This window comes from Enterococcus raffinosus (assembly GCF_018917525.1).
Classification (GTDB): Bacteria; Bacillota; Bacilli; order Lactobacillales; family Enterococcaceae; genus Enterococcus_A; species Enterococcus_A raffinosus_A.
This window is the reverse complement of record NZ_JAHLOS010000004.1, coordinates 130235-156705: the sequence shown is the minus strand read 5'-3', so window position 1 is coordinate 156705 and position 26471 is coordinate 130235. Positions and strand designations below refer to the sequence as shown.

Here is a 26471-nt window from a genome sequence, read left to right as displayed (position 1 = left end):
GCTGTTTTGAAATTAAATCAGCCTACATTTCCTCAACAATAATATTATGGTTCGTAAAGACACAAATATCTGCCGCAATATTCAATGCGCTTTCTGCGATTTCTTTAGCAGACATTTCTGTATTGTGTTTTTTCATGGCACGAGCTGCGGCCAACGCATAGTTTCCGCCTGATCCGATTGCCAAAATACCGTCGTCTGGTGCGATGACTTCGCCATTTCCAGAAACTAACAGCATTTCTTCGTCATTCATGACGATCAATAGTGCCTCCAGGTTTTTCATTGCCTGTTGCGTACGCCATTCCTGCGCAAGCTCAACGGCTGCCCGCTGCAAATTACCGTTGTATTCATTCAGCTTTCCTTCGAATTTTTCCTCTAAGGTAAATGCATCAGCCACACTGCCGGCAAATCCGACAACGACTTTGCCATTATAGATCCGACGAACTTTTCGCGCCGTTCCTTTCATGATGACCTGCTCTCCCATGGTCACTTGACCGTCACCAGCCATTGCTAATTTTCCATCTTTTTCAATCGCACAAATCGTGGTTGAATGAAATTGTGATTCTGACATTTTGTTCTCTCCTTTGTTTTAAACTGCCCTCTAAGCTCTTGGATGAAACGAGCGATAACTTTTTTGTAGACTTTCTTTGGTCACATGCGTGTAAATTTGCGTGGTCGATAGGTTCGCATGTCCCAATAGTTCTTGGACTGTACGCAAATCGGCACCATTATTCAATAGGTGCGTCGCAAACGTGTGTCGCAGCATATGCGGATGAATATCACTGCTCAAGCTGCTCTTCTTAATAATCTGATTTAATACATATTCGATTCCAGTCGAGGTAATCTGTTCTCCGCGATGATTGATGAATAGATAATCATGCTCCTTGCCAAAGCGTGCCATCAACTTCTTGCGGCCGTCAGCAATAAATTCTTGGATCGCATCCGCCGCATAAGATCCCAGCGGTACATAACGATCTTTATTCCCTTTACCGTGAATCAGCATGACGCTATTATCAAAATCAATGACCGACAATTGCAGGTTAGCACACTCGCTAACCCGCAAACCTGATCCGTAAAGCACCTCTAGCAAGGCACGATTTCGTTGGTCTAATGGCTTGGTACCCTCCACACTAGCAAATAAAACTTCGATTTCCTTTTCGTAAAAAAAGCGCGGTAAACGAGCTTGCTTTTTCTTGAGATGAACGTAAGAAAAAGGATTTTCTTTGATCTTTTCATGCTTCAAAAGGTATTGATAAAAAGAGCGCAGACTGGCAATCTTTCGACTGATGGTATTGCGGCTATATTTTAGATCATTTAAGTAGGCCAAATAGACTCGTACGTCTAAATGATCGACTGCCAATAATGAGGAGTTGCCCGAATTTTCTAAGAACTGACAAAAGTCATTTAAGTCGCGTTGATAAGCCTCTTTGGTCTTTTCAGAGTAGCCTCGTTCAGTCATTAAATAACCCATAAACTCTTGCATTGCTGCTTCATTTTCCAAACTTTTTCTCACCTCACAAACATAACACAAATGTAGCATAAGAGCTTTTTAATTACAATTGAATTGTCAGAATTTATTGACTTTTCACGAATATACTAACAATTCTTTACAGATATTTCATAATTGCCTTCAAATCGAACATGAATCCGATTTATTTTGTCAAAATAAAAAAATTTCCATTGCCAAAGCAACGGAAATTTTTCTAACTATTCATCTCAGCAAGAGCGTTCAAGGCACGTTCTGCAAGTGTTTCATAGCGTAATTTTTTATCGCGGATACGTTCTGGCAGGCTTGGGAATAACCCAAAGTTTGCATTCATTGGTTGGAAATGCTTGCCTTCTGCATGGGTAATGTAATAGGCCATTGAGCCGATCGCCGTCTCGCGAGGAAATTCGATCAGTTCCTCGTCCTTTGCTAATCGAGCCGCATTCAGACCAGCGACTAAACCACTACCTGCGCTTTCGACATAGCCTTCTACACCCGTCATTTGACCAGCAAAGAATAAATCGTCGCGTTTTTTACTTTGATAAGTCGGTCTTAACAACTCTGGCGAATTCATGAAGCTGTTGCGATGCATCACACCGTAACGCAAGAATTCTGCATTTTCTAACCCAGGAATCATTTGAAAGACTCGCTTTTGTTCGCCCCATTTCAAATGTGTTTGAAAACCGACCATATTGTACATCGAAGCCGCCGCATTGTCTTGACGTAATTGAATCACCGCATAAGGACGTTTCCCCGTCTTAGGATCTTCCAATCCGACCGGTTTCATTGGTCCAAATAACATCGTTTTGATTCCACGTTTCGCCATGACCTCGATTGGCATACAGCCCTCAAAGAATTTTTCTTTTTCAAATTCTTTTTGCGGGGCAACTTCTGCCGTGATTAACGCTTCATAAAATCGCGTAAACTCTTCTTCAGTCATCGGACAATTCAGATAAGCGGCCTCACCCTTATCGTACCGAGACTTCAAATAAACCTTTTCACGATCAATGGTCGAGCTATCAATAATCGGAGCTGCCGCATCGTAAAAGTAAAAACCATGGGAACCGTTGTACTCCGCGATTTCTTCTGCTAGCGCTTCTGAAGTTAAAGGACCAGTCGCGATAATGGTGATCCCCTCAGGAATTTTCGTGATTTCTTCTGAAATGACGTTCACTAATGGATGAGCTTTCAGCTTTTGCGTAATCAATGCAGAAAAATCATTTCGGTCCACCGCAAGCGCTCCGCCCGCTGGTACAGCTGTTTTGTCTGCCGAGGCGATAACTAGAGAATTCAAGCGACGCATTTCTTCCTTCAGCACACCTACTGCATTTGTCAAGCCGTTACCTCGTAAGGAGTTGCTGCAGACAAGCTCCGCAAAATCAGCTGTGTGATGCGCCGCTGTTGATTTAACTGGACGCATCTCATATAAATTCACTGGAACACCTGCTTCGGCTAGTTGCCAAGCAGCCTCGCTTCCGGCGAGACCGGCTCCGATAACGTTTACTGTTTTTACCATTTAATCCTCACTTAATACCAATTATTTTTATACTGTTATTTTTGTACAGCTTCCTCGTAATCGCCATTAACACAGACAACTTGTTTGCCGCCTTTGACTTTCTTCTCAACTAAATAACCGCCATCCTTCGGACATGTCCGACCAATTGGTTTATCCCAAGAAGTAAAGTCACAATCCGGATAACGTGAGCAGCCGTAGAACAAACGATTCTTCTTCGACTTCCGTTCAACCACTTGTCCCTTATGACAGACTGGGCATTCGACACCAATTTCTTTGATGATTGGTTTTGTATTGCGGCAATCAGGGAAATTGCTGCAGGCATAGAACTTTCCATAACGCCCTAATTTAATTACCATCGGATGCCCACAGACATCACAATCGAATCCTGCTGGTTCGTCTTTGATTTGAATTTTCTCAATGCCTTCTTCGGCTTTTTCCAATTCAACTGCAAATGGTTTATAGAAACGATCAACGACCGTCGTCCATTCTTCCTTGCCCTCTTCGACCTTATCCAAATCATTTTCCATCTCAGCCGTAAAGTTGACATCCACGATTTGTGGGAAGAAATCTACGATCAGGGTATTGACGATTTCTCCAAGCTCCGTTGGTTCAAAACGCCTTTGTGTCAATTTCACATAATAACGTCGTTGAATCGTATCCAATGTTGGCGCGTAGGTCGATGGACGGCCAACTCCGTTTTCTTCCAGTGTCTTGATCAGCGTTGCTTCACTAAATCGTGCTGGCGGCTGAGTGAAGTGTTGTTTATTTTCAATATTGACAGATTGAACGATTTCGCCCTTTTCAAGCTCCGGCAGAATGTTCTCTTTATCTTCTTTCCCGTCATCGCGTCCTTCAATGTAGACCTGCATGAACCCTTTAAACTTGATTTTCGACCCATTTGCGATAAAGATCACACCATTTTGTTCTAAGGTTACTTTCATCGTATCAAGAATCGCCGCCGTCATTTGACTAGCAACAAAACGCGACCAGATCAAGGTATAAAGCTTTAATTGATCCTTGTCCAAATACTGCTTCATTTCATCCGGTGTCCGCTGTACACTGGTTGGACGGATCGCTTCGTGGGCATCTTGTGCCCCCTGAGGATTTTTCGCTTTACGGGCATGATGCTGCGAATATTCTTTTCCGTAGGTTTTTTCAATAAACTCAGCTGCTTCGGTTTTGGCTGTATCCGAGATCCGAGTTGAGTCCGTACGCATGTAAGTAATCAAACCAACCGTTCCTTGTTTACCAAGTGCGATTCCTTCATACAATTGTTGGGCAACCATCATGGTTTTTCTCGTACGGAAGTTCAACTTACGAGCAGATTCCTGTTGCATATTACTGGTGGTAAATGGCAACGCTGGATTCCGTTTCCGTTCCTTTTTCTCCACTTTGGTGACTTCATAATCCTTACCATCAATTCTAGACGTAACTTCTTTCACTGCTTCGGCGTTTGGCAATTTTTTCTTCTTGCCATCGACACCCCAGAAATTCGCTTTGAATTTTTTGGTTTTCTTCTTGAAGTTGCCATCGATGCTCCAGTATTCTTCTGGCACAAAGTCGCGGATTTCTTGTTCACGATCAATAATCATTTTTAAGGCGATCGACTGAACACGGCCAGCGCTCAAACCTTTTTTGATTTTTTTCCATAAAATCGGTGAAATGGAATAACCAACAAGGCGATCCAATGCCCGACGTGCTTGCTGTGCATCGACGAGTGAAACATCGATTGAACGAGGTTCCTTAAAGGCTGCCTTTACTGCATCCTTGGTAATTTCGTTGAATACTACGCGGTTTTTATCTTTTAAGTCCAATCCTAATAAATAAGCGAGATGCCAAGCAATGGCTTCCCCTTCTCTATCCGGGTCACTTGCGAGATAAACTTTTTGTGCTTTTTTTGCCGCCTGCTTCAGACTTTTGATAACATCGCCCTTGCCGCGAATAGAGATATAATGGGGTTCATAATTATTTTCAACATCAATTCCCATTTTACTTTTTGGTAAGTCACGCACATGTCCAACACTTGCGACTACTTTGTAATTTCTTCCTAAATATTTCTCGATCGTCTTTGCTTTTGCTGGTGATTCCACGATAACTAGGTATTTATAGGCCAAATGTTTTTGCCTCCTCAATTTTTTCTACTATTATATATCGGTAACTACTGACAAATCGTAGCCTATAATACGCTATTCAAATTTTGTTTGTCAAGTCGCGGCTAATGAATTTTATTCCATAAATCGTAGGAATCAAAAATATCTTGTGTTTTTTCAACACAGATTGCACCGTCTTGAATTAGCTGATGACAGCCACTGGAGCGCTTATCCAAAATCGATCCTGGGACTGCAAAAACATCTTTGCCATAGTCCAACGCCTGTTGAGCGGTAATCAATGATCCACTGCGCTTTTTGGCCTCTACCACCAGCACACCACCGCTTAATCCGGCGATGATTCGATTGCGCATCGGAAAATGAAACTTCGCAGGCCGCGTACCATTGGGATATTCACTTAAAACTAAATGATGCTGACTCATTTCGATTTGTAAATTCCCACTAGATTTAGGATAACAAATATCTAACCCAGTTCCAACCACACCAATCGTTTTTCCTTGATTACTGATGCAAAATTGATGAGCAAAGCTATCGATTCCTTTAGCCAAACCACTGACAATCACAAATCCGCGTTTGGTAAGCTCCGGCATGATTTTCTGCAAGACGTGATACCCGTAGTCTGTCGCTTCTCTAGCACCGACGACCGCCAACATTTCTCGCTCCAATAAAGCCAAATTTCCTTTATAAAATAAGACCAATGGCGGCGTAGGAACCTGTCGCAATGTTTCTGGATATGCCGGATCTTCGATTGTGATGTACTGATGCGTACGTTTAATTTCTTGAAGTCGTTCCTTCGTCCATTCATCCCAATCGTTTTTCTTGGTTGTTTGGGCTGTTAGCCGAACATCTAAACTATTCAATTCCCACCATTGGTGCTTTTTCGCAAATTGATAGATGCGCTGTTTTCCAAAAGCACCTATTCCCTTAGTTAAACTCAAACGCAACAAAAATTCATTTTTCAAAAAAATCCCTCTTTTCAGTTTCTTTATCAAAAAGATACAAAAAAAGGAAGGATTTTCTTTAGTATATATTTTTAATTGGTGCAAATGTTTTGCGATGAATCGGCAAAATGCCCTGTTCTTCAATCGCTTGTAAATGTTCTTTAGTTCCATAACCAGCATTTTTAGCAAAACCATAGGCAGGATATTTTTCGCCGTACTCAGCCATCCACTCATCCCGATAAACCTTCGCAATGATACTGGCAGCTGCGATCGAAACCGACCTGGCATCACCTTTGATGATTTTTTCCTGCGGTAAACCATTGTCTAAAACCATCGCATCGATTAATAAACAATCTGGTGCAATTGATAATTGATCAATGGCCCGCTGCATCGCTACCTTTGTTGCCTGATAGATATTTAACTGGTCGATCTCCTCAGCGGTGGCTTCACCGATACCGATAGCTCTGGCATTCTTTTTGATTTCAGTCACTAGCTCTTCTCGCTTATGCGCCGAAAGCTGTTTTGAATCATTTAATCCTAAAATTTCGTGCTCATCATTCAAAATTACGGCTGCTGCTACAACTGGCCCCGCCAGAGGTCCACGACCAACTTCATCTATTCCGCAAATTGCTTGGAATCCTTGAGCCGTTTTCTCATTTTCGAAAACAGACATTTCTTGATACTTTTCCACTAAGGCGACTTGCTTATCCTGCTGTCTTTGCCATTGACTTATTGCTAATTGGACACCTTTACGTGTATCCTCACGAAATTCTGCCAAACGAGGATCATCTGCTGAAATGATTGTCTTTAATTCTGCCTTAATCGCACTAATTGATAATTTTTCCATTAGTCACTCAACTCCTCGTAACGATCTAAGGTGAAGCGACCCAATTTGCCTTGTCGTAATTCAAGAATCAACATTTCACTGGCACGTTCGTAATCATCTTTGAAGCCCCGTTTTTCTGAAATTAATAATAATAACTCAGGCAGCTCTATAAATAAATCATCTTCTGTTAATTTGTAACGTCCTTTTAACTGTTCTGGATAGAATCGACAAAAAACTTCTAAAAGATAAAGTGCCAAATCATCTAGATGCAGAAGGTTATCCTTGATCGCTCCAGTCAGTGCTAGCTTCTTGCCTACCGCTGGATCTTCGAATTTAGGCCATAAGATCCCTGGAGTATCCAATAATTCTAATTGCGAACCAAAACGCAGCCATTGTTGCCCTTTGGTGACCCCGGGGCGGTTACCAGTACTGGCAATTTTTTTTCCTGCCAAATGGTTCAGTAATGTTGATTTCCCCACATTAGGAATTCCTAGTACCATTGCACGAATCGCACGTGGTTTCAATCCTCTTTCTTTATCGCGCGCCATTTTTTCTGCCAACACTTTTTTACTGGCCGGAACAATTTGCTTCACACTTTTATCATCCTTAGCTGTTAAGGCTAGAACATGATGTCCTTGCTCGCGGAAGTAGCTCACCCACAGATTGGTTTGTGCTGGATCAGCCAAATCTGCTTTATTCAATAAAATCAAACGTGGTTTTTGCTGCACGATTTGATCTAGCATTGGATTACGTGATGATAAAGGCAATCTTGCATCGATCAATTCAAAAACAATATCGACAAATTTTAATTTTTCAGAAACTTCCCGGCGTGCCTTCGCCATATGTCCTGGGAACCATTGAATCGTCATGTTTATTTTTCCTCCTTAACCTTACCAACCCTCCATACAGGTGTTGATAGGCACCCTTTAGATATAAGGCTAACAGGGTTATATTTTTATAAGCCTTCCCTGATCGCGTATCTCTTACTTAATATCTATCCGTTGATATTATAAGGGTTTCGTTTCCCTCAGTCCACTAAAGATTAAAAGCAATGCATTGTTTAAATGTCCGGTACGCGTTCCTAACTAAACAAAAGTTCCTTATTTTCTCTTCATATTATATCGATAAAATAATGTCGCTTTATTAACTTCAATCGAACAAACTTGTCTAAATCTTCTTCTCCGATAGAAAAAAGTAGTGCAATAGAGTAGATGAAATCCGCTTCAAACAGATAAATCCAAAAATCCTAACAAAACTAACATTGGAAAGTTTTCCAGGTGTTCCGACTAAAGCAGCTTTTGGGATTTTCTACTCTAATTAGATAACTATTTTTTATTTATGATTTATCAAAATGAAAGTAAAAAATCCTGCATTATTTTTTAATAATGAAACAAGTTTATTTGTGAACGTTACTTCTTAATATATGCAAATCCTTCCTCACCGCAATAACTTTATATTTTTCATTTCCTGCTATTTTCATTCCACGTAAAAAAACATCGACCACATATAAATACTATTAGTTCCTCTAATTGCTTCTCAATAATTATGAGGTTTCAACAGTAAAGTACTGCCTATATCTTTTGTTGCCCTAATACGTACAACTTCCTCAATTCTTTGAGAGTCGAGAGTTCTTCTACATAAACCTCATAAGCCGCAGAACTAACACGCAGTTGTTTTTTTAATATCTATTTTTCTAAAAGATGATGTTCAAGTCGAATTTTAAAATCGATATAACACTTTCTTTTAGACTTCCAAAAGACCCAAATCGTTATTCTATGAACTTTAAAATGCTCGTTTTACTTAGTATTAATTAGCTTTTCAATCCTCAAAAATAAAAAAAGTTAACAACAGTTTTATATCCGAATACACTCCTGAACAGATCAAAGTGTGCTATAAGGATAGAATGATGAATACACATCAAAAAATCAAGTTAGCATTCATTTCGCTAACCTACTTTTTTCATATATGGCTCGTATCTTACTTGGTCAAATATTCAGCTACAGATAGTGCTTTTGCTCCATAAGCTGTAGAAGGTCCACCACCCATTAATATTGCTACCTCAACTGTTTCGCCAATTTCCTCTAATGTCGCTCCCGCCTTGATGGCGTCTCGCACATATCCCATTATACAACTCTCGCAACGGACAGACACAGCAATCCCCACGGCCATTAATTCCTTAATTTTTGTAGATAAGTGCTTTTCTTTTAATGCCTCATCTGCTACTTCATGAAATTTCCCCATCATTTCAGATGTATTTCTTCGCAAAGCACTGTGAGTTCTAGCTAAATCTGAATATGCCTCCTTATAATCCAATACAAAAGCCCTCCTTTGGCTTACTAAAAATAAGTACATTTTAAACCGTTTATATTAGTCAATTTTTCTGCTTATTTTGTTTAATTTGCGTATTTTTCATGAAGAGAGTTTTTCAATAAACCGACATGCATCGTTTGAATAGGAATTAAATAAACAATTTGAAGCATTTTTTTAAAAGAACACAAAGTATATAACCAACATATAGTCGAAAAGAAATGGATAAAGACCTCAATAAGACCTAAAATACTATTTTTTAATTATCAATGTGTTAGAATAATCTGTGGGGGATGTATGATTCCATTGAATCTCTATTAACAGCTTTTCTTAACGATGAAAGCCAGTACCTTCGTTGGGTACATCCTCCTCGCCACTGACTCTGTTCAGTGGTTTTTTATTTCGTTCATCTAATCAGATGCTTTATTGGTTCGATAAAGGGAAAAGCAATCCTGAAAGAGAGTAACGTTTTATCAATTTCATCCATATAAACGTGCATGAAAAATAAAAGAAAACAACTCTAACAGAGAATCGTTTTCTTTTACTTATCCTTATTTTATTAAACCGTAATCTGCTTCTGATGAACTTGACTGATGTATCTTATATCGGATAGAGTGTAGATTTACTGCTATGAAAAGGTGAATAATCGTTACTTAAACCCAAACCTCGCATCTTCTTGATACTTTTTCCGAGCGGGGTTACCTTCGCAGCGATAAACCTTTCTGTTGTTTAAATCATAGATTGCTGACCAGACAGTATCCTTGCCTGTCTTACGATTGTATTGACATAAAAAGCCAAACTTGCCTGCTAATAATTTCTTAGCCTCAGCCAGATTCATATGCTGAAAATTACCTGTTAGATAATCCTGCAATGTCTGAAATCGTTCTTCAGCGAACCAATCATCGTCAATTGCTATTTTTCTTGAGAGCATCTCTGGTAGATGAAAGCTATTTGTCGCACAAAAATATCCTTTATTTTCTAAAGTAGAAGAAACCAACTTATCATTTGTAAATTCAACTAAACAGGCGCCTCCAGAAGAATCGGCGATCACCAGCGTTCCAGCTGAACAACGAGGAATTTTATTCAACAGATCGAGCGTTTCTTCGACTGTACAGCATTTTTCCAACAACATACGCAAAATCATCCCGACATTAATACCTGGTTTTAGCTGATCTGGAAATACGGAAGTCAACGCGATAGCAAGTCCTGCTTGATTCACGCCATCTTCCATCTCCACAAAAGCTGTCGTGTTCCCTGAAAACGCATAAGAATCTGATTCTTTAAAGAAATACAAGCAATTCATATATAATTTTTCGATCTCCGTCAAAAAATCACTATTCCGACCTAATAAAAAGGACTCTTCATTCTTAATGACGAAGCTGGAACAATTCGTAACTTTAACAAGAGCATACATTGAAAAAAGAACAGCATACAGCGAATCAGCTTTAATCTTTTGACCATCAGCAATGCCCCTGATTTCCTCGATAATCTCTGGGAAGAATTCCGCGTATACAGGATAGCATTGACGTCCAAACTCTTTGATTTCCTCCGTAATTTCAAAGGGAATGTTGTCTAGTAAATTCTTACCATTTTTACTGAGCAGTGTTCCCCATTTCTTGCCAATTGCATAATGTGTTCCGTTGAATCGTGCATGATACATACGTTTTTTCTCCTTCATATTCAATTAGGAGTCGACTTCCTATCTCAAGAGTAACCCAATAAAAATTTAACTTCAATTGAATAAAATGAGAACTTTTCTCAATTTTTTAAATCAAATTTTGCGAAAATTTCTTCAAAGATTGAAAAAAAGTTTATTCTCACAATGCTTAATTTTTTCTAATCATGCTAAGGCGTGAAAAAAACTGACAACTATCTCCAGAGAAAGATAATAGCTTTAAAAAACGATAGAACTAATTCCATTGTCGGCGCGCATACGATTTTGTTAAGTTTTTCTATTGTCATTATTCCTTAAAATTTTTTCTCCAATTTGTTTTTTATATACTGCGAAAAGCAGAAATCGCAGCTATCTCCTTTAGTAGTAACGTTTTTCAAAGAACGAAAAACACTTTATTTTCGACACGCATACGATTCTGCTAAATTTTTCTATTACCGTATTCCTTAAAAATTGTTTTTCTTCAATACATTTTTTATATACTGCGAAAAGCAGAACTCGCAAAAAAAAGATGGATTTCTCCATCTTTTACGAAATAATTTTGATATGAGTTAGCGGATAATAGACTGCTTGGGCTTTGCCCAAAATATCTTTACTTTGAACCGTTCCAAATGAACGGCTGTCCTTTGAAATCCTTCGATTGTCTCCTAAAACAAAATACTCATCTTTAGGTAATTTTTTCTCACCAATCAATTCATCTAATTTGAAATCTGTTGTGTAAGGAGAAAACTGATGGTCATGACTGCGATTATTCGTTAAAAACGACTCAGCAACCTTTTCATCATTGATATAAAGCTGGTCCTTTTCATAGCGGATATCATCTCCAGGCAGTCCGATCACTCGCTTAATATAGATCGTTCCATCTGTCTGTTGAAACACTATCACATCAAACCGTTTGACCTTACTAAATTTCTCCATCAGAACCATGTCACCCTGCGATAGCGTTTGATCCATTGAGTTACCGGTCACGGGAACAGGAATCAAGAGAAATCCACGAATCACAACACCAAAAAAGAGGGAAATCAAGAGATATTTGACACCTAACCATAGATGCGACTTTGTTACTAAATTTTTCAATTGCTTTTCCCCTCGCAATCAAAACCAACAGAGCGATTCTGTTAGTTATTTTTTAACGTTTCTATAGCTTTAGCATAAGCAACATCATTGGATTTGACAAGTGCAAACACTTTTTCCTGAATAGCATCCACTGTTTTATCATCCAATGCACCCGTTGCAGATAAATTGTTTTCTGTCTGGATTTCTATTACTGCGTCCTTTGTGGCCTCGTTAAATAAATCACCCTCCGTGGGATAGCCTAGAGCCTTTAGCATGGTATTAAGATTTTTGATCGTATCGTCTGTATCACCAATACGCCAATTTGATTGCTTGGAAATAGGTGGGAGTTTGGCATACTCCGGGTAGTCTGCCTCGATGGTCGGTGCCACACCTTTTCCCTCAACGGATGAACCGTCCGGGGCAAACCATTTCATGATCGTCAGCTGAACAAAATTATCTTTACCAATTGGGCTAAGCGTTTGAACACTGCCTTTTCCAAAGGTATTCACACCAATAATCGGATAATTTTTATTCTTGACCGCTGCTGCCACTAATTCTGCTCCATATGAACTTTCTTGATCTACTAGAAAAACGGTAGGTTCTTTGACTTTGAAGCCTTGATCAATTTCTTTGCCAGCCTTGTCAATCGATATGACCTTTTTATTGTTTGAGAACTGAGCGATTGTATCACCATTGTCTAAAAAATAACTGGCTACCCGTTCTGCTTCAGCGATTAGTCCGCCAGAATTTTGACGAAGATCAATCACAAACGATTTCGCGCCCTGTTTACGAAGCTGTTCAATAATTGTACGAAATTCTAGTGCTGTTGTTTCACGAAAATTATCGATTTGAATTGAACCAATGGCCGGATTGTCTTTATCAATGCTGCCCTTCACTGTGTCTTCAGGAACAACATCTCGTTCCAGTGAGACTTCAAACTCTTCACTGCCTCGTTGGATCAGTAATTTTACCTGTGTACCTTTTTTACCGCGGATCATGCTAACGATTTGATCCAGTGATTTATCCTTAGTCGTTTTGCCATTTACTTCTAGAATAATATCTTTAGCTTTCAATTTTGCCTTTTCTGCGGGAGAATTTTTGACTGGTACTCGATCAATCACAGGCAGTCGATTTTCTAACTGTAGATTCGCTCCGATACCTTCAAAGCTTCCAGCCACCTTCGCGTTTAGCTCTTTGGTTTCCTTTGCGGTTAAAAATTCTGATTCAGGATCTTGCAAAGACTCAGTCATCCCGTTTAAAGCCCCTTGAATCAGCTGTTCCTTATCTACTTTTTCAACATAATTTGTACTGATTAAATCATACAAATCTTGAACATCATCCAGATCGTTACGAGTTATTTTAACGACTGAATCGTTATCCATTGCTTGTTTTTGTTCAATAAAATGAGTCACCACCGCTGTAATCACGATAGTACATATGATCGATATGATAAAAATCGATACTGGTAACGTTTTTTTCTGCAAGGCGCATTTTCCTTTCACCCTTTTTTTCATGATAGCATGCTAGAAAAAAAAGGAAAAGCCTTCAACAACTTTTCCTTTTGAATTATTTATTGTTTTCTAAGTATTTATCCCAAACCTGATCAAACAGATCCATCGAGTCTAAATAATTGACACTCAATTCTAGGTAATCGGCAACCTCGTGATAATCCTCCGATTGCTTCGGAAACATGATGTCCTTAGCAACTGCTCCAGCAAACGCTTCGACAGGATCATGGGGATTGTGGCCGCGTTGGGTCAAGATATAATGATAAAAGCTTCTTCTCATTTGATTCACCTCGATGATTGCTGCTGATTTAATAGATCAATCATTCGCTTTCTTTTCTTTTGGTAAATACAAACTAAATTGGATGTCATCGCCAACAAGATCAATGTGGTTCGCTTTGATAAACATGCCATTTTCTAGTTTGAATTCATTTAATTTCAACACGATTGTTTGATCTTTAGGATCAATTGCTACCCATTTAGGGAATTTAAACCCGCGTTTTACTGTTTCCATAACCTGACTAACCGGCAAGTTCAAAGAACCGATCGATAGATCCCGTGCTTTTAATTGAACATTGCCATTATCCATAACAAACGGATCAAAGTAAAGATAAAAATCGACATTCGCCCCTAATATTTTGAATTCGCCCTTTAGCATCGCTTGATTTTCCAAGTAGAATTCATACTTCACATCGGATCCCTTTTGCAGATCATTCAAAAAATACTCCATTACGGTGTTCAATTTCTTTTTATTCGTATTCATCGTTAAGACTGGTGAGCCCTTTGGCACCGTTGTTTCGCTGCTAGGCGGCAAATTTGTTTCTCTGGCCGTAAAAATACGTACAGTAGAGAAAATAATCCCGCCTAATAGGATACCCACCAATACGAGAAACGCGATTTTCCAACCGTTAATTTTGTTCTGTACGGCTTTCGTTGTTCTTGTTTCTGTCTTTTTATCAGCATCCTTCTGATTTTCGAGTTCTTTATTTTCTTCCTTTTCTGCCATTAATTGCGCTCCTTTGTTAACCATAAATCCTTTGTGTCGACTATTTTCTCTTGAATCGCTGTTGCCATCAATTGATAGCCTAAGTTATTCGGATGGAAGTTATCTTCGTCGTAAAGTGCATCGTTCTTCACTTCCGAACTAGAACTGGTCGTCTCGTCACTATCTTTCGTGGCGATTCCTTTGTAAAGCAGATCATTGACTGGGACAAAGAAGCAATTTGACATTTCCTTAGTCAAACGCTCAGTCTCCTCATTCCAGTTATCTACCACTGTTTGCATCGCCTTGATATCTGGAAAATTCAAGTAATAGGGATTGTAGATTCCTACGACATAAATGGGGGCTTTCGGATTCAGTTCCCGCATTTCATCCAAGATATCGGTCACATACTCGCCGTATTTTTTGATTGGTCGATTGAACTGTTTCGCTGATTTCGCGGTAAGATTCTTTTGAAAAGCTTGGAAAAGGTCATTTCCACCAACTGTCATGGTAATAAGGTCCGCACTGGCAAGACTGTTACGCAAGTCTGAATCCTTTTTCACACGTTTTAAAATCTGATCACTGCGTTCACCAGAAATACCATAATTGTCTTTTTCGACTGAAGTCAACTCATATTTTTGTTGTAACGCATCGGCTACTAAAGGAACATAACCACCGCGTTTCGTCTCATCGCCTACTCCTTCAGTCAGCGAATCGCCTACTGCAACAAAGTGAACAGATTTCTTATAGTTCTGACTTTCATCTCGAACCACACGGATTCGCGACTCAGCTTTAGGAATAGTCAAAAAAAGAATGAGTAAAGTAGCAATTGCTGCTACTAATGGAATCAGTAGTATTGAAAATCGTTTCATTCATCTGCTCCTTCTTCTAAATCATAGCTCGCTATAGATTCCTCTTGATTAGAAAAGTATCTGCCTGGTAAAAAAAGCGCCTCTATCTCTAGAGGCAGGGACGTTTAATCTGTATAGTACATGATGGCAAAGGCACCAGGTCCTGTGTGAGTAGCCACGATTGGGTTCGTGTGCAGGACGGGGATATGCATATCTGGGAACATTTCTTGTAAAGCCTGTTTCGCCTCATCGATAAAATCAAGTTTACCAGCATAAGAAATTCCGATTTGTTTCACATTAACCTTTGCTAGCTCATCTTTGAAAGCTGCAAACCATTTGCTAAATGTCTTTTTGCCGCGACCTTTTGTGATTGGCAACAATTCACCATCTTCCAGCTCCATAACCACTCGCATATTTAACACGCTGGAAATGACTCCAGCTACTCGACTAATCCGGCCGCCTTTAACTAAATTATCAAGTGAGGATATACCGATAAATAGCTTACTGTGCTCTTTCACTCGTTCGACACCAGCTAAAACTTCCTCTAATGAAGCACCCGCTTCCGCTAGCTTAGCTGCTTCGATGACTTGAAAAGCTTGCGATTGATCGATAAATCCGCAATCAATGACTGTTACATCACTGCTGCTAAGAAACGTTGCTTGACGCGCTGCTTCGGCAGTCCCGCTTAAGGTATGTGACATATGGATCGAAACGATAGGACTCCCATCTTTTCCTAGTTCATCATATAATTCTGCAAAATAGCCAATCGGTGGTTGGCTGGTTTTTGGTAGATTTTTAGCCTGTGCCATCATCTCCATAAAGCGCTCGCCTGTTAGTTCGTCATCGTCAGGATAAACCACATCATCGATCATCACTGATAGTGGGATAACAGTAATATTTAATTCATCACGAACCGATTTTTCAATCGTACAAGATGAGTCGGTTACAATTTTAACATTTGGCATTCTGATCCTTCTTTCCATACCTAGTTTCAAATTAATTTCAGTATATCAAAACTAATGAAATAAATCATTGTTGAAACTACTTCTTTAAAATTCTTGAAAGAACCGCAGTTTTAAGACTCGACTCTTTGATAAGTTTCGAAATAATAACGATAAGGATTCTTTTCATCCTTTTGACCTTGATTTCGCTCCGTCAGCTGCCATTTGTTCCATTCAATTTCTGGAAAATAAGCATCTCCCTCGAAACTTTCTTCGATAAACGTCCGATAAATCTTCTCACAGTAGGGCAAGAATTCTGTATAGATTGCAGACCCGCCAGCGATAAAGGTCTCTCCGTCATTCTCATCAGCAAAAGCCAAAACTTCTTCTAAGGAATGCATTACTACAACATTTTTAGCCTGATAGCTCGTATCTCGTGTTAATACAATCGTTTGACGATTTGGCAGAGGTCGCCCTCCCATCCCTTCAAAGGTTTTCCGCCCCATAACCAAGGTGTGATTGATCGTTGTTTCTTTAAAAAATCGCAGGTCATTTGGCAAATGCCATGGTAAACGGTTCTCTTTACCAATCAAACCATTTTTATCCTGCGCCCAAATCGCAATTAACATACCGTTCCTCCTACCATGTAATAAAATTTTAATTTTCTTCAATAATTTCGCTCAGATACTCCCAACGAGTCATTTTTTCATCCAGAGCCTGCTCAGTCTGATCAATTTCTTTTTGTAAATCCTGTAATTTTGTAAAATCATCGCCTTGATGATTCATCGCTTCCGTTAATTCCTCGATCTTACCTTCTAACAAGGCGATATCATCTTCAATTGTTTCCCATTCCTTCTGTTCATTATAGGAAAGCTTCTTCTTGCGCTCTTTTTGTTGAGGCTTTGTCTTAACAACCTTCTCTTCTTTTAACGGCATTTGCTGATCTAGATACTCCATAATCGAGCCAAAATAAGAAACAATCTTTCCTTCTCCTTCAAAGATCAATAATTTCTCAGCTACTTTATCTAAGAAATAGCGATCATGAGAAACGGTGATCACGGCACCTGAGAACTCCTGTAGATAGTCCTCTAGTACCGTCAATGTGGCGATATCCAAATCATTCGTAGGTTCATCTAATAATAAAACATTCGGTTGCTGTATCAGCAATTTTAATAGATAAAGTCGTCTTTTTTCTCCGCCTGATAATTTACCAATTAGTGTTCCATGCATAAATCGAGGAAATAAAAAACGCTCTAGAATTTCCGCTACACTAATTTGTGAACCATCTCGCTGCTTGACTTCTTCTGCTGCTTCTTGCAAATAGGCGATCATTCGTTTATTGGGATCGAGCGTTTCATTTTGTTGGGTATAATAAGCCAAACGAACGGTTTCACCAGTTTCAATAACACCACTATCTAATTGTAATCTTCCAGCTAAAAGGTTGAGCAAGGTTGATTTCCCTGCCCCATTCTTTCCAGTAATACCTAAACGTTCCTTCGTTTGAATCAGTAAATCAAACTGATCCAGAATTGTTTTCCCTTCGATCGCATACGAAGCTTGCTTTACTTCCAAAACCTTCTTACCAAGACGAGTCGTCGCAATGTTCATCTCGAGCTGCCCATCGGTTTTGACTTGATTTAAATTCTCCTTTAGATCTTCAAAACGATGGATTCGCGCCTGTTGCTTGGTTGTTCGAGCTTTGGCACCTGCACGCATCCATGCTAACTCTTGCTTATAGAGCTGCTTTCTTTTGCCTTCCTGTTCAACCGCGACTCGGTCACGCTCAGCCTTTTCAATCAGATAAGCTTCATAATTTCCTTGATACTCATAAAGCTTGCCAAACGAAAGTTCAAAAATGCGATTCGTCACACGGTCTAAGAAATAACGATCATGGGTAACCATCAACAGCGAGCCTGTATAGCTTTTCAGATAACCTTCCAGCCATTGAATCGCATCATAGTCTAAATGGTTGGTCGGCTCGTCCAGTAATAAGAGATCTGGTGCGTCGATCAAAACTTGAGCCAATGCGACACGCTTGATTTGCCCCCCTGAAAGCTCACCAATTCGCTTATTTAGCGTATTAATTCCTAACTTGTTCAAGATCGCTTTCGCTTCACTATCAGCTGTCCAAGCATCTTGCTTGTTCATCGCTTCTTCAGCTAGAGTGAATTGTTGCTGAGAGTCTGCAGTATTCTCATGAGATAAGCGTAGTAAAGCCTTTTCATAGTCGCGGACTGTCTGCATTAGCGGATTATTCCCCTGAAAGACAACATCCAAAACCAATAATTCTTCAGAAAAAGTCTGTTCCTGCGCTAAGTAGCCAATCCGATAATCGCTCGCTTTTTCGATTGCCGAAACATCACCATCTCCACTATCTTTACCGGCTAGAATTGTTAGCAGACTGGATTTACCAGTTCCGTTGACTCCGATCAATCCAATTCGATCTTTCTCGTGAATTAAAAAGGAAATACGATCAAATAACGTTTTATCTCCAAATGTTTTGTATAGCTCTGTTACTTTTAATTCTTTCATCTCAAACCATCCTCAAATTTCTCTACGTTATTGTAACAAAAAAAGACCGTAAAGGAAATTTTTCCTTTACGGCTTTCTCAACTATAAAAAAAGAATAAAATTTTCAGATGAGTATATCGCTTTACAGTAGGCATATCCATGTCCGGCTTCACAAACTAGCTTTTCTACGCAAGCTGCGCATACAGTTACTGCTAAACTTCATTAAGCAGAACTAGCATATAGGCAATAAGCAAAAATATTTCGAAATTTGAGAAGCACCGAGGAGGTACCAATCAACATCAGTTCTCTTCGATCACTGTGTTTCTTGGCAATTTAGAAATATTTTGGCCTTATTGCTGAGACACACAGCGACTGCTTGCAGAGCTGATGTGGAACAGTACCTACCTGGTGCTCAAAAGCTGAGCGAGTTCGCGAAGCACTTCTTAATTCTTACCAATTAAAATCGGCAAAATCCGAGAAGTGATGTGAATGAGCCGGTCCTCTTCCATGTGGACCATGTCCATGCGGTGGTCGTGGACCATCGAAGCCTCTACCTCCACCAAAGAATTCCTCTGAATCTTCTTCGCCTAACTCATTTTTTAACGTTTCATTTAATTTCTCAACTAAACGTGTCCATTCTGCCTTCTCCTCATCGCTAAAATCGGCAAATAACTCCTCGCCAAAATCTGGCGCATCGGAAATCTTTTCAGCTTCTTCGCGGCCTTGTTCAGTTAAACGAATGATCATCACACGACGATCTTGTTCTGAAGCTTCGCGGGTAATTAATTCTTTATCCTCTAACTTTTGCAATAATTCTCCAACTGATTGAGGTCGCATGCCAAGGACAAACGTCAAATCCTTTTGACTAATCTCTGGATTCATCTTCAATAATGCTAGTACTCTTCCTTGACCTCGATGTGGTCCGTAACCCTGATTTTTTGCCATTTGACGATGGTAATAACGTCGTAAGTCATGTTGTAGCTTCATAAATTGTTCATTCATTTGATTTTCCATAATAATCTCTCCTTATATTGTTCAGGTACCTTACATTTACATAATACAGGTACCTGAACAATATATCAAGGAATTACCTAAAATTATTCCGGTACCTTAGTAATTTCTTTAGAAATCTGCTTCAAATGAAAAACTAATTGTAAAGTTAGCTCAAATTTCAGGGAATTCTTTTTCTGGTCACACCAATACAAAAAAAGTGACAAAAAAACAAGCATCCTTAATTGAATGCTTGTTTTAAATGTCTTTTAAAATTGATCGCCGTATACATCATCCACATTTTTCGTTGGATCAATTACGATATATAAGCTTTTTGTTTTTTCAGAAACTTTTGTTGATTGATATACATTGTCAAGACCTTCAGTGTCTTTGTCCTTATACGGGAAGTACACAGAATCAGGATGTCCTGCACGATAAATAATATCCATCCGTTCGATGTCTTCAAATTTACGTGCGCGTTCAAACATACCTAGTTCTAATCCACCCAAGTTAATATCCGTCGTTTGAACATGGTCACCCTCTTGATAAATTTCGATCTTGAATCCCGCACATGGATGAATTTCTACAAATTCACTTCCATGAATTCTTCCGAAGCTAGTGGTAATTTGTTTAATCCACAAATCGCCAATGTAACGACGATCGATCGTCCATGTTTCGCCATTACGAAAATAGAATTTTAACGCTGTCATTTCTCTTGCCATTCTACATTCTCCTCACTACTAATCTAAAACAAGTTTAGCATACCTTGAGTAAACGGTCACATGTTGTGCTCTCACTTCACTTTTTTTAGGAAAGCTGCTGTTTCTACAATCACTCGCTGATGATCAGCTTCCCCGATCAATTGCTCTTTGTCAAAGGCTTTAATAGAAAATGACACTCTGTTTCCTTCATTTTCAAGCATTTCTGCCTCAACTTTTACCTCTGCTCCCACAGCAGTCGGTGCTAAATGCTTTAACGTCATTTTAAAGCCAACACTGGTCTGCTCAGAAGAGAGTTCGGATGCTAAGAGCTGCTTAGCACAATTCTCCATCATCGCTACTAAAGCTGGGGTTGCCAACACTTCTAAATCACCTGAACCCATGTTTAACGCTGTTTGTTCTTCCTTCACCTGATAAAGCTGGACGATTTTTTTCATGGCATCTCCTTTTTTAAGAATTCTTTTGCAAAAGCTAATAACTCTTCTTTTTCATTTTTTAAGTTTCCCTCAACGACTTCCTGCTCTAACTTGTTGAGTGTCATACTGATCCAAGGTCCGCGAGGATAATCGAAATGATCCTTTACTTCATTTCCCTTTACTGCAAGATCTTTTAACGAATAGATTGGTAGAAATTGGTAAAGCAAACGAATTTTCGCTAAATTTGGTTCGCGATCAAAATAATAAAGTAAATATTCTACAGACAATGCCAATTCTCTGCCAAGTTGATACAATGTCCAATTATCCCACTCAAATTTCAAACGGAATTGCAAAGCTGGTACCATCTGAGTTACTTCTCTAATCAATTGATTTGAGCATTTCCATTCCTTCATAAAATGACGAATGTCCGTGATGTTCATATCGAGCATGGCCATTAATAGCGTCCACGCTTGACGCTCAGTCGGAATTGCTGGTCCGCGAAGCTCAGAAAAACTTAATAGCGCAGCACCATAATCACGCAGCCCTGGACAGTAAATGTAGCATTCGGATTCTACAAAGGAACGCAAACCTGCTTCACGGAAGGAACCCATCATTAACTTGACAAATTCTACGTTAATTCGTTCAACAGAAATCTTAGCCAATAATGAATGATATTCTTGAATCGCCTCGAAGGTATTAGGCTCTAATGTAAAGCCCAAATGGCTTACAAAGCGTAGAGCCCGCATCATCCTTAGAGCATCCTCGTGAAATCGTTCGTAGGGATTTCCCACTGCCCGTAAAACTTTATTTCGCAGATCATCTAATCCATCAAACAGATCAATCACCGTTCCGTCGATTCCCACGGCTAGCGCATTAATGGTAAAATCACGTCGCTTTAAATCTTCCTTTAGCGAACGAACAAATTCCACATGATCCGGACGACGATAATCCTGATACGTCGACTCCGTTCGAAATGTCGTCACTTCATAAGTAGCTTCTTTTGTAATTACCATCACTGTCCCGTGATCAATGCCCACATCAATTGTACGGTGAAACAATTCCTTTACTTCTGCTGGAAAAGCGCTAGTAGCAATATCTACATCATGGATTGGTTTGTTCAGTAGGATATCTCGGACACTGCCTCCAACATAATAGGCCTCGTAACCGGCCTCCTGTAATTTCCGTAGGATGGGCATCGCCCCCTGAAACTCTAAGGGAAAAGCTTCTAATCTCATTGAACATCACCTTCTGTCAATCCATCTTTGCGTTCGAACCGAAAGCGATCGCGATGGTTAAACTTTTCCATATTGCGATTGAAGGTTTCTGTTAAATCGATCCCTAAAGAATTCGCCATGATAATGGTCACAAACAGAACATCCCCCAGTTCTTCCTCAACTGTTTTTGGCTTCTCTGTTTCTTTCTTTGTTTTTTCTCCATAATAATGATTGATCTCTCGGGCTAGCTCTCCAACTTCCTCTGTTAAACGAGCCATTTGGCCAAGTGGGGAAAAATAACCAGTTTTAAATTGTTGGATATAATCATCAACTTCTTGTTGCATGATTTTCATTGTCTTTTCATTCATCAAACCACCTCAAACCTATCTTATCAAAAAACAGATTTGTTTCCTATCATGTTGTTGTAACTATCTGAATTTCATGCTATGTTGGTTGAGGACTGAAATTGCACAGAATAAGTGTCTGTGCACGTTTTACTGACTATCCAATCAGCAAATAAAAACGGGAGGTGTCGTATGGAAACGACTATGACTACACGGATCAAAGAAATTCTATTTATTGTGGTAGGAACAGCTATTTATGCATTTGGTCTCGTCTATTTAAATATTGCGAATCATTTAGCAGAAGGCGGCGTCACTGGTATTACTTTGATTATTCGCGCTCTTTTTGGCATCGATCCTGCCTACACAACATTACTCATCAATATTCCATTGATTTTAATCGGTGGAAAAATTTTGGGAAAACGTTCTTTTTATTACACAATTTTAGGAACCGTTTGTTTATCCGTCTTTCTGTGGATTTGGCAAAGAATTCCTCTGCAGATCAATTTAGACCATGACCTATTCATTGTTTCTATCCTAGCAGGTTTATTTGCCGGTTTCGGAAGTGGCTTGGTTTATCGGAATGGTGGTACTACTGGTGGTGCCGATGTTATCGCACGGATATTAGAGCAGAAGATCGGCTTTACGATGGGGAAATCATTACTGATTTTTGATATCGTTGTGTTGATCTGTTCCTTAACCTACCTAGACCTGAAACGAATGATGTACACATTAATCGTCTCATTTGTCTTTAGTAAAGTCGTGGATGTACTATCTTCTGGTGGGTATGCAGCCAAGGGTGTGATGATCATCTCAAACGAAAGTAATGTAATTGCCGAATTATTGATGGCGCATTTGGAACGAGGAGTCACTTATCTTCATGGTGAAGGCGGCTTCTCATCAGAATTAAAACGCATTGTTTATATTGTGGTTTCTCAACAAGAAATTAATGAAGTGAAAAAAATTATCCATTCCGTTGATGAGAAGGCCTTTATCCTGATTAGCAACGTCCATGATGTTGAGGGGGAAGGATTTACTTACTTAAGGCCTCAGCGACGAAGATTTACTTTAAAACGCTCCAATTAAAAAGCATCGCACGGACTGACACTCACTGCCAGGCGTGCGATGCTTTTAACTGTTTAACGTAAGTTTCAAGCGATTCAATTCATCTGATAATGTTAGAAAGGCTTCTTTGTCACCATCTTCTAACGCCATATCGATTTGCTTCTTAAGTAAATTGATTTGAGCCTCTTTTTCTTGATGCTTTAAAAAATTCTCAACCTCTGAGACGATCTCCTCACTGACATTGTCATTCCAGGAAAGAGCGGGATTGTCTTCAAGTACCGATAAATATTGTGCATTTTGCCAAGAATGCGGAAACACACATTCCAAGTATAAAGGCTGTTGCCAATGCAGACGAATCTCATGAAAAATTTGATCACTATTAGAAAACTGATGTCCTTCAATTGAAAATACCATCGGCTCTTCCCGTTGTGTGATATCGCGAAAAACCAATCCACGTTCTGTTGCTAAAGCTTGCTCCACAATATGGACATTTCGCAAAATTGCTTCATGATTAATTAGATAGTTCAAAATCCAGATCACTTCTCGTCGTTGAAAACTCACATTATTGATCAACCAGACAAGAAATTCACGTTTTTCACCTACATCGATCATTTTTCCTCACCTCTCTACTCTTCAAGTAATGATTGTACTTCTAAATCACCTGGTTCCATTTCTAAATAGTTGGTTAATACAGCGCGGGCTGTTTCTAATTGTCCATCTTCGCGTAAAAATATTCCGTAAGCTTTTAAGAAATCCGGTTCGTGCGCCAAATCCTCATAAGCCTGCTTATAATAGGTGCCAGCAGCGGCAAAGTCCTCTAGTTCGTTATAGGCCTGAGCCAAATTCCATTCGGCATAAGGGTTGCCCTCTTCATCCATTTTACTGATCATTTCGATCGCTTTATCTGGCTGCTCTTCATTTAAATAAAGATTACTTAAAGTTAGCAGCGTCTCATCCGTTTTATCCCCCGTTTCAAGCGCCTGCAGCAATAACTCTTCAGCTTTCTTGCTGTCACGTAAACGATAAGCAATTTCTGAAGCCAAATGCAAAAGTTCAACCTGATAAGGGTTTTCCTTGATTCCTTCCTCTGCGGCAAGTAACGCTTCTTCTAGCAGTTCCTCTTCTTTCAAGCTGTCAGCAAGATAGTAATAGCCGCTTTGATATTGTGGGTCAAGCGTAATCAGCTCCTGCAAATAGTTGATCGCTTTTTGATGATCGTGGATTTGATAGTAAGTAAAACCTAATTGAAATAAACGATCAGAGGTATGCTCCTGCTCTAAAGCACTTTCCAAAAACGGAATGGCTTCTTCAAAGCCCCCCATCATACTATAGGCTGTACCGATTCGCTCATCAATCGAGATGTTGGCAATTTCGTCTACTCCCTGTTTCTGAAGCTGTCCATATTCATTGATGGCTTCTCCTAATTGATTGGTTGTAAAGTGAAGTTCAGCTAAAGCAAAGGTAATCAACGGTTCCTCTGGCGCAATCGTTTTTGCCTGTAATAATTTTGCTTCACTCACTTCTGGAATGCCTAAGACCTGATACAAATCAGCTGTTACTAATAGGCTTTCTAAATAATTATCGCTTTCTGGTTCAATTTTTTCTAAATATTCAAAGGCACCATCAATGTCATCATTTTCGATGGCAATCTCTGCTAATGAAAGATAAAAAACATCCTCTTCTGGAAACTCCTTTAACAAATTCTCCAAAATACGTTTAGCTTCCTCAAGAAATCCCAATGCTTGTAGTTCTTCCGCTAAACTTGCCAGTATTTCTGGTTCGTCATTTTTTAGGGCCTCTTCGAACAGTAGATTGGCCTCGCCTAAATCTTCATCTTTTAGTGCTGCGAGCATTTTTTTACTATAACTTGACATCTATTCTCCCCTGATCTCTGTAACGATTTTTTGATACACTTCAAATGTTTGAAGTAATTCTTTTTGTGTCGGAACTTTTTTCATTCCGACTTCACCGACTTGAATTAATCCAGCCAGTGGTTTTTCTTTTGCTAGTGCAATCACCTGCTGACCGTAATCAGCCAACGAGATTCCCTCTGGTACAATGATTGGAAAACCTAATCGCACCAACCATATCATAAAATTTTTGAAATTGAAATGAAGATTACTTGCAGAAACATTCCACGCTAGTTCAAACAATAATCCAAACATTGTTTTCATACTATTTGACAGCAGCGAACCGTTTTCCGTTTGAAAAAAAGCTTTCTCAAAGGTTTTACCGAAATCATTGAGCTGTTGGCTGTTGGTTTGATAATAATTGATCAGCCTTTCGCTGAATGCCGAGAATGACTGCTGCAAAAGCGCCTCGCGGGTAGGAAAATTTACATACAGACTTTGTAAAAAAGGATAATCACAAACAAGCCCACAGCGAATCAATGTCAAGAGATCCACCATCTTCCCAGTTGTTTGCTGATCCGCCAAAGTATGATCAAACAAGATGCTTTGAGGTACCTCCTCAATCTCCATAACTGTCATCAAATTTTTTTCGGAAAGAATTTGATCAACAAAAGACAGACTTTGAGCAAAGGAACGTAGTGAAACTGGTAAGAAGCACAGCTCGGCTTTAAAGTTTGCAACATGATGAGTAAAGCCCAGCAACTCAATCACACCTTCATTGCCAATACCAAGAAAAATCGTTTCTTTTTGCCGACTAAACCGATCCAAAAAGTGAATCAGATCTTGAAAATTATTCATTGTATTGCAATAACGATTGTTCGGCGTAATGAACCAATTATGTGTACTTGATTTTGGAATAAATTTTCTTAGCTTTTCCGCATATAAATCATAGTAGCGCTGGTTGCCGCAAAATAGAATCTGTTTATTTTCCAAATCCTTTTCGCGCATCATTGAAGCGACAGTTTCACCATACGTGATTCGCGTTTCATGAAGCTTATTTCGATATGTTACTTCCATCACGTTCACCCCGTTTACTTCATTTTATACTACAAAAAAACCTCCCGCAACAAATCTGCGAAAGGCTGTTAGTCATTTCCACAATAATCCTCAAAAATCT

Annotated in this window: 26 protein-coding genes; 1 reads left to right on the top strand and 25 read right to left on the bottom strand. The window is 39.4% G+C overall.

The window, feature by feature from the left end:
* Nucleotides 1-22: 22 nt before the first annotated feature.
* The 22 genes from hslV to KQI58_RS04760 all read right to left on the bottom strand — a co-directional run bounded on the left by hslV (nt 23) and on the right by KQI58_RS04760 (nt 22406).
* Nucleotides 23-568 (bottom strand): ATP-dependent protease subunit HslV, encoded by a 546-nt coding sequence (gene hslV, locus KQI58_RS04865; RefSeq protein ID WP_016179977.1) that lies wholly within the window; start codon nt 566-568, stop codon nt 23-25.
* Nucleotides 569-598: 30 nt separating this feature from the next.
* Nucleotides 599-1498 carry a tyrosine recombinase XerC gene (gene xerC, locus KQI58_RS04860; protein ID WP_437177492.1) on the bottom strand — a complete coding sequence of 300 codons (900 nt, stop codon included), beginning with the start codon at nt 1496-1498 and terminating at the stop codon, nt 599-601.
* A gap of 202 nt (nt 1499-1700) precedes the next feature.
* Nucleotides 1701-2999 (bottom strand): FADH(2)-oxidizing methylenetetrahydrofolate--tRNA-(uracil(54)-C(5))-methyltransferase TrmFO, encoded by a 1299-nt coding sequence (gene trmFO, locus KQI58_RS04855; protein ID WP_216406972.1) that lies wholly within the window; start codon nt 2997-2999, stop codon nt 1701-1703.
* Nucleotides 3000-3034: 35 nt separating this feature from the next.
* Nucleotides 3035-5113 carry a type I DNA topoisomerase gene (topA, locus tag KQI58_RS04850; RefSeq protein WP_216406970.1) on the bottom strand — a complete coding sequence of 693 codons (2079 nt, stop codon included), beginning with the start codon at nt 5111-5113 and terminating at the stop codon, nt 3035-3037.
* 101 nt (nt 5114-5214) lie between these two features.
* The gene (gene dprA / locus KQI58_RS04845; RefSeq protein ID WP_216406968.1) at nt 5215-6069 is read right to left on the bottom strand and encodes a DNA-processing protein DprA; all 855 of its coding nucleotides are present in this window, start codon (nt 6067-6069) and stop codon (nt 5215-5217) included.
* 58 nt (nt 6070-6127) lie between these two features.
* Complete coding sequence (locus tag KQI58_RS04840) at nt 6128-6895, bottom strand: ribonuclease HII (RefSeq protein ID WP_216406966.1); 768 nt, start codon at nt 6893-6895, stop codon at nt 6128-6130.
* On the bottom strand, nt 6895-7743 hold the full coding sequence (gene ylqF, locus KQI58_RS04835; RefSeq protein WP_216406964.1) for a ribosome biogenesis GTPase YlqF: 849 nt from the start codon (nt 7741-7743) through the stop codon (nt 6895-6897). Before ylqF ends, KQI58_RS04840 begins: the two co-directional genes overlap by 1 nt.
* 1108 nt (nt 7744-8851) lie before the next feature.
* Nucleotides 8852-9187: a carboxymuconolactone decarboxylase family protein gene (locus KQI58_RS04830; RefSeq protein WP_253295786.1), complete on the bottom strand. Its 336-nt coding sequence runs from the start codon at nt 9185-9187 to the stop codon at nt 8852-8854.
* Between the two features lie 643 nt (nt 9188-9830).
* The gene (locus tag KQI58_RS04825) at nt 9831-10841 is read right to left on the bottom strand and encodes a C45 family autoproteolytic acyltransferase/hydolase (protein WP_216406959.1); all 1011 of its coding nucleotides are present in this window, start codon (nt 10839-10841) and stop codon (nt 9831-9833) included.
* Nucleotides 10842-11381: 540 nt separating this feature from the next.
* Nucleotides 11382-11930: a signal peptidase I gene (lepB, locus tag KQI58_RS04820; protein WP_216406958.1), complete on the bottom strand. Its 549-nt coding sequence runs from the start codon at nt 11928-11930 to the stop codon at nt 11382-11384.
* Between the two features lie 41 nt (nt 11931-11971).
* Entirely contained in the window at nt 11972-13393 is a 1422-nt protein-coding gene (locus KQI58_RS04815) for a S41 family peptidase (RefSeq protein WP_216406956.1), read from the bottom strand.
* A gap of 82 nt (nt 13394-13475) precedes the next feature.
* Nucleotides 13476-13697 carry a YozE family protein gene (locus KQI58_RS04810; protein ID WP_216406954.1) on the bottom strand — a complete coding sequence of 74 codons (222 nt, stop codon included), beginning with the start codon at nt 13695-13697 and terminating at the stop codon, nt 13476-13478.
* Nucleotides 13698-13733: 36 nt separating this feature from the next.
* Nucleotides 13734-14420: a YpmS family protein gene (locus tag KQI58_RS04805; RefSeq protein ID WP_216406952.1), complete on the bottom strand. Its 687-nt coding sequence runs from the start codon at nt 14418-14420 to the stop codon at nt 13734-13736.
* Nucleotides 14420-15268 carry an SGNH/GDSL hydrolase family protein gene (locus tag KQI58_RS04800; protein WP_216406950.1) on the bottom strand — a complete coding sequence of 283 codons (849 nt, stop codon included), beginning with the start codon at nt 15266-15268 and terminating at the stop codon, nt 14420-14422. Before KQI58_RS04800 ends, KQI58_RS04805 begins: the two co-directional genes overlap by 1 nt.
* Before the next feature lie 104 nt (nt 15269-15372).
* Nucleotides 15373-16212 (bottom strand): DegV family protein, encoded by an 840-nt coding sequence (locus KQI58_RS04795; protein ID WP_216406948.1) that lies wholly within the window; start codon nt 16210-16212, stop codon nt 15373-15375.
* A gap of 110 nt (nt 16213-16322) precedes the next feature.
* A complete protein-coding gene (locus KQI58_RS04790) occupies nt 16323-16817 on the bottom strand; it encodes a dihydrofolate reductase (protein WP_216406946.1) in 495 nt (164 codons plus the stop codon).
* Nucleotides 16818-16845: 28 nt separating this feature from the next.
* Complete coding sequence (locus KQI58_RS04785) at nt 16846-18720, bottom strand: ABC-F family ATP-binding cassette domain-containing protein (protein WP_216406945.1); 1875 nt, start codon at nt 18718-18720, stop codon at nt 16846-16848.
* A 429-nt stretch (nt 18721-19149) separates the two neighbouring features.
* Complete coding sequence (locus KQI58_RS04780; RefSeq protein WP_216406943.1) at nt 19150-19713, bottom strand: MarR family winged helix-turn-helix transcriptional regulator; 564 nt, start codon at nt 19711-19713, stop codon at nt 19150-19152.
* Nucleotides 19714-19958: 245 nt separating this feature from the next.
* Complete coding sequence (locus tag KQI58_RS04775; RefSeq protein ID WP_048718266.1) at nt 19959-20411, bottom strand: hypothetical protein; 453 nt, start codon at nt 20409-20411, stop codon at nt 19959-19961.
* A 71-nt stretch (nt 20412-20482) separates the two neighbouring features.
* Nucleotides 20483-20845: a thioesterase family protein gene (locus tag KQI58_RS04770; protein ID WP_216406941.1), complete on the bottom strand. Its 363-nt coding sequence runs from the start codon at nt 20843-20845 to the stop codon at nt 20483-20485.
* Nucleotides 20842-22059, bottom strand: a complete 1218-nt coding sequence (locus tag KQI58_RS04765) for a CCA tRNA nucleotidyltransferase (protein ID WP_216406939.1) — start codon at nt 22057-22059, stop codon at nt 20842-20844. The genes KQI58_RS04770 and KQI58_RS04765 overlap by 4 nt, the downstream gene beginning before the upstream one ends.
* The gene (locus KQI58_RS04760; RefSeq protein ID WP_216406937.1) at nt 22056-22406 is read right to left on the bottom strand and encodes a nucleotide pyrophosphohydrolase; all 351 of its coding nucleotides are present in this window, start codon (nt 22404-22406) and stop codon (nt 22056-22058) included. The genes KQI58_RS04765 and KQI58_RS04760 overlap by 4 nt, the downstream gene beginning before the upstream one ends.
* 168 nt (nt 22407-22574) lie before the next feature.
* Between KQI58_RS04760 and KQI58_RS04755 the strand changes: the two genes are divergently transcribed.
* Entirely contained in the window at nt 22575-23465 is an 891-nt protein-coding gene (locus tag KQI58_RS04755) for a YitT family protein (RefSeq protein ID WP_016179954.1), read from the top strand.
* Nucleotides 23466-23510: 45 nt separating this feature from the next.
* Here the strand turns inward: KQI58_RS04755 and KQI58_RS04750 are convergent, their stop codons facing one another.
* From KQI58_RS04750 to KQI58_RS04740, 3 genes are read right to left on the bottom strand one after another with little or no spacing between them, the layout of a single operon-like run.
* Entirely contained in the window at nt 23511-24056 is a 546-nt protein-coding gene (locus tag KQI58_RS04750; RefSeq protein WP_216406935.1) for a YpiB family protein, read from the bottom strand.
* Between the two features lie 14 nt (nt 24057-24070).
* Entirely contained in the window at nt 24071-25318 is a 1248-nt protein-coding gene (locus KQI58_RS04745) for a tetratricopeptide repeat protein (protein WP_216406933.1), read from the bottom strand.
* Nucleotides 25319-26371 carry a hypothetical protein gene (locus tag KQI58_RS04740; RefSeq protein WP_216406931.1) on the bottom strand — a complete coding sequence of 351 codons (1053 nt, stop codon included), beginning with the start codon at nt 26369-26371 and terminating at the stop codon, nt 25319-25321.
* Between the last annotated feature and the right edge of the window lie 100 nt (nt 26372-26471).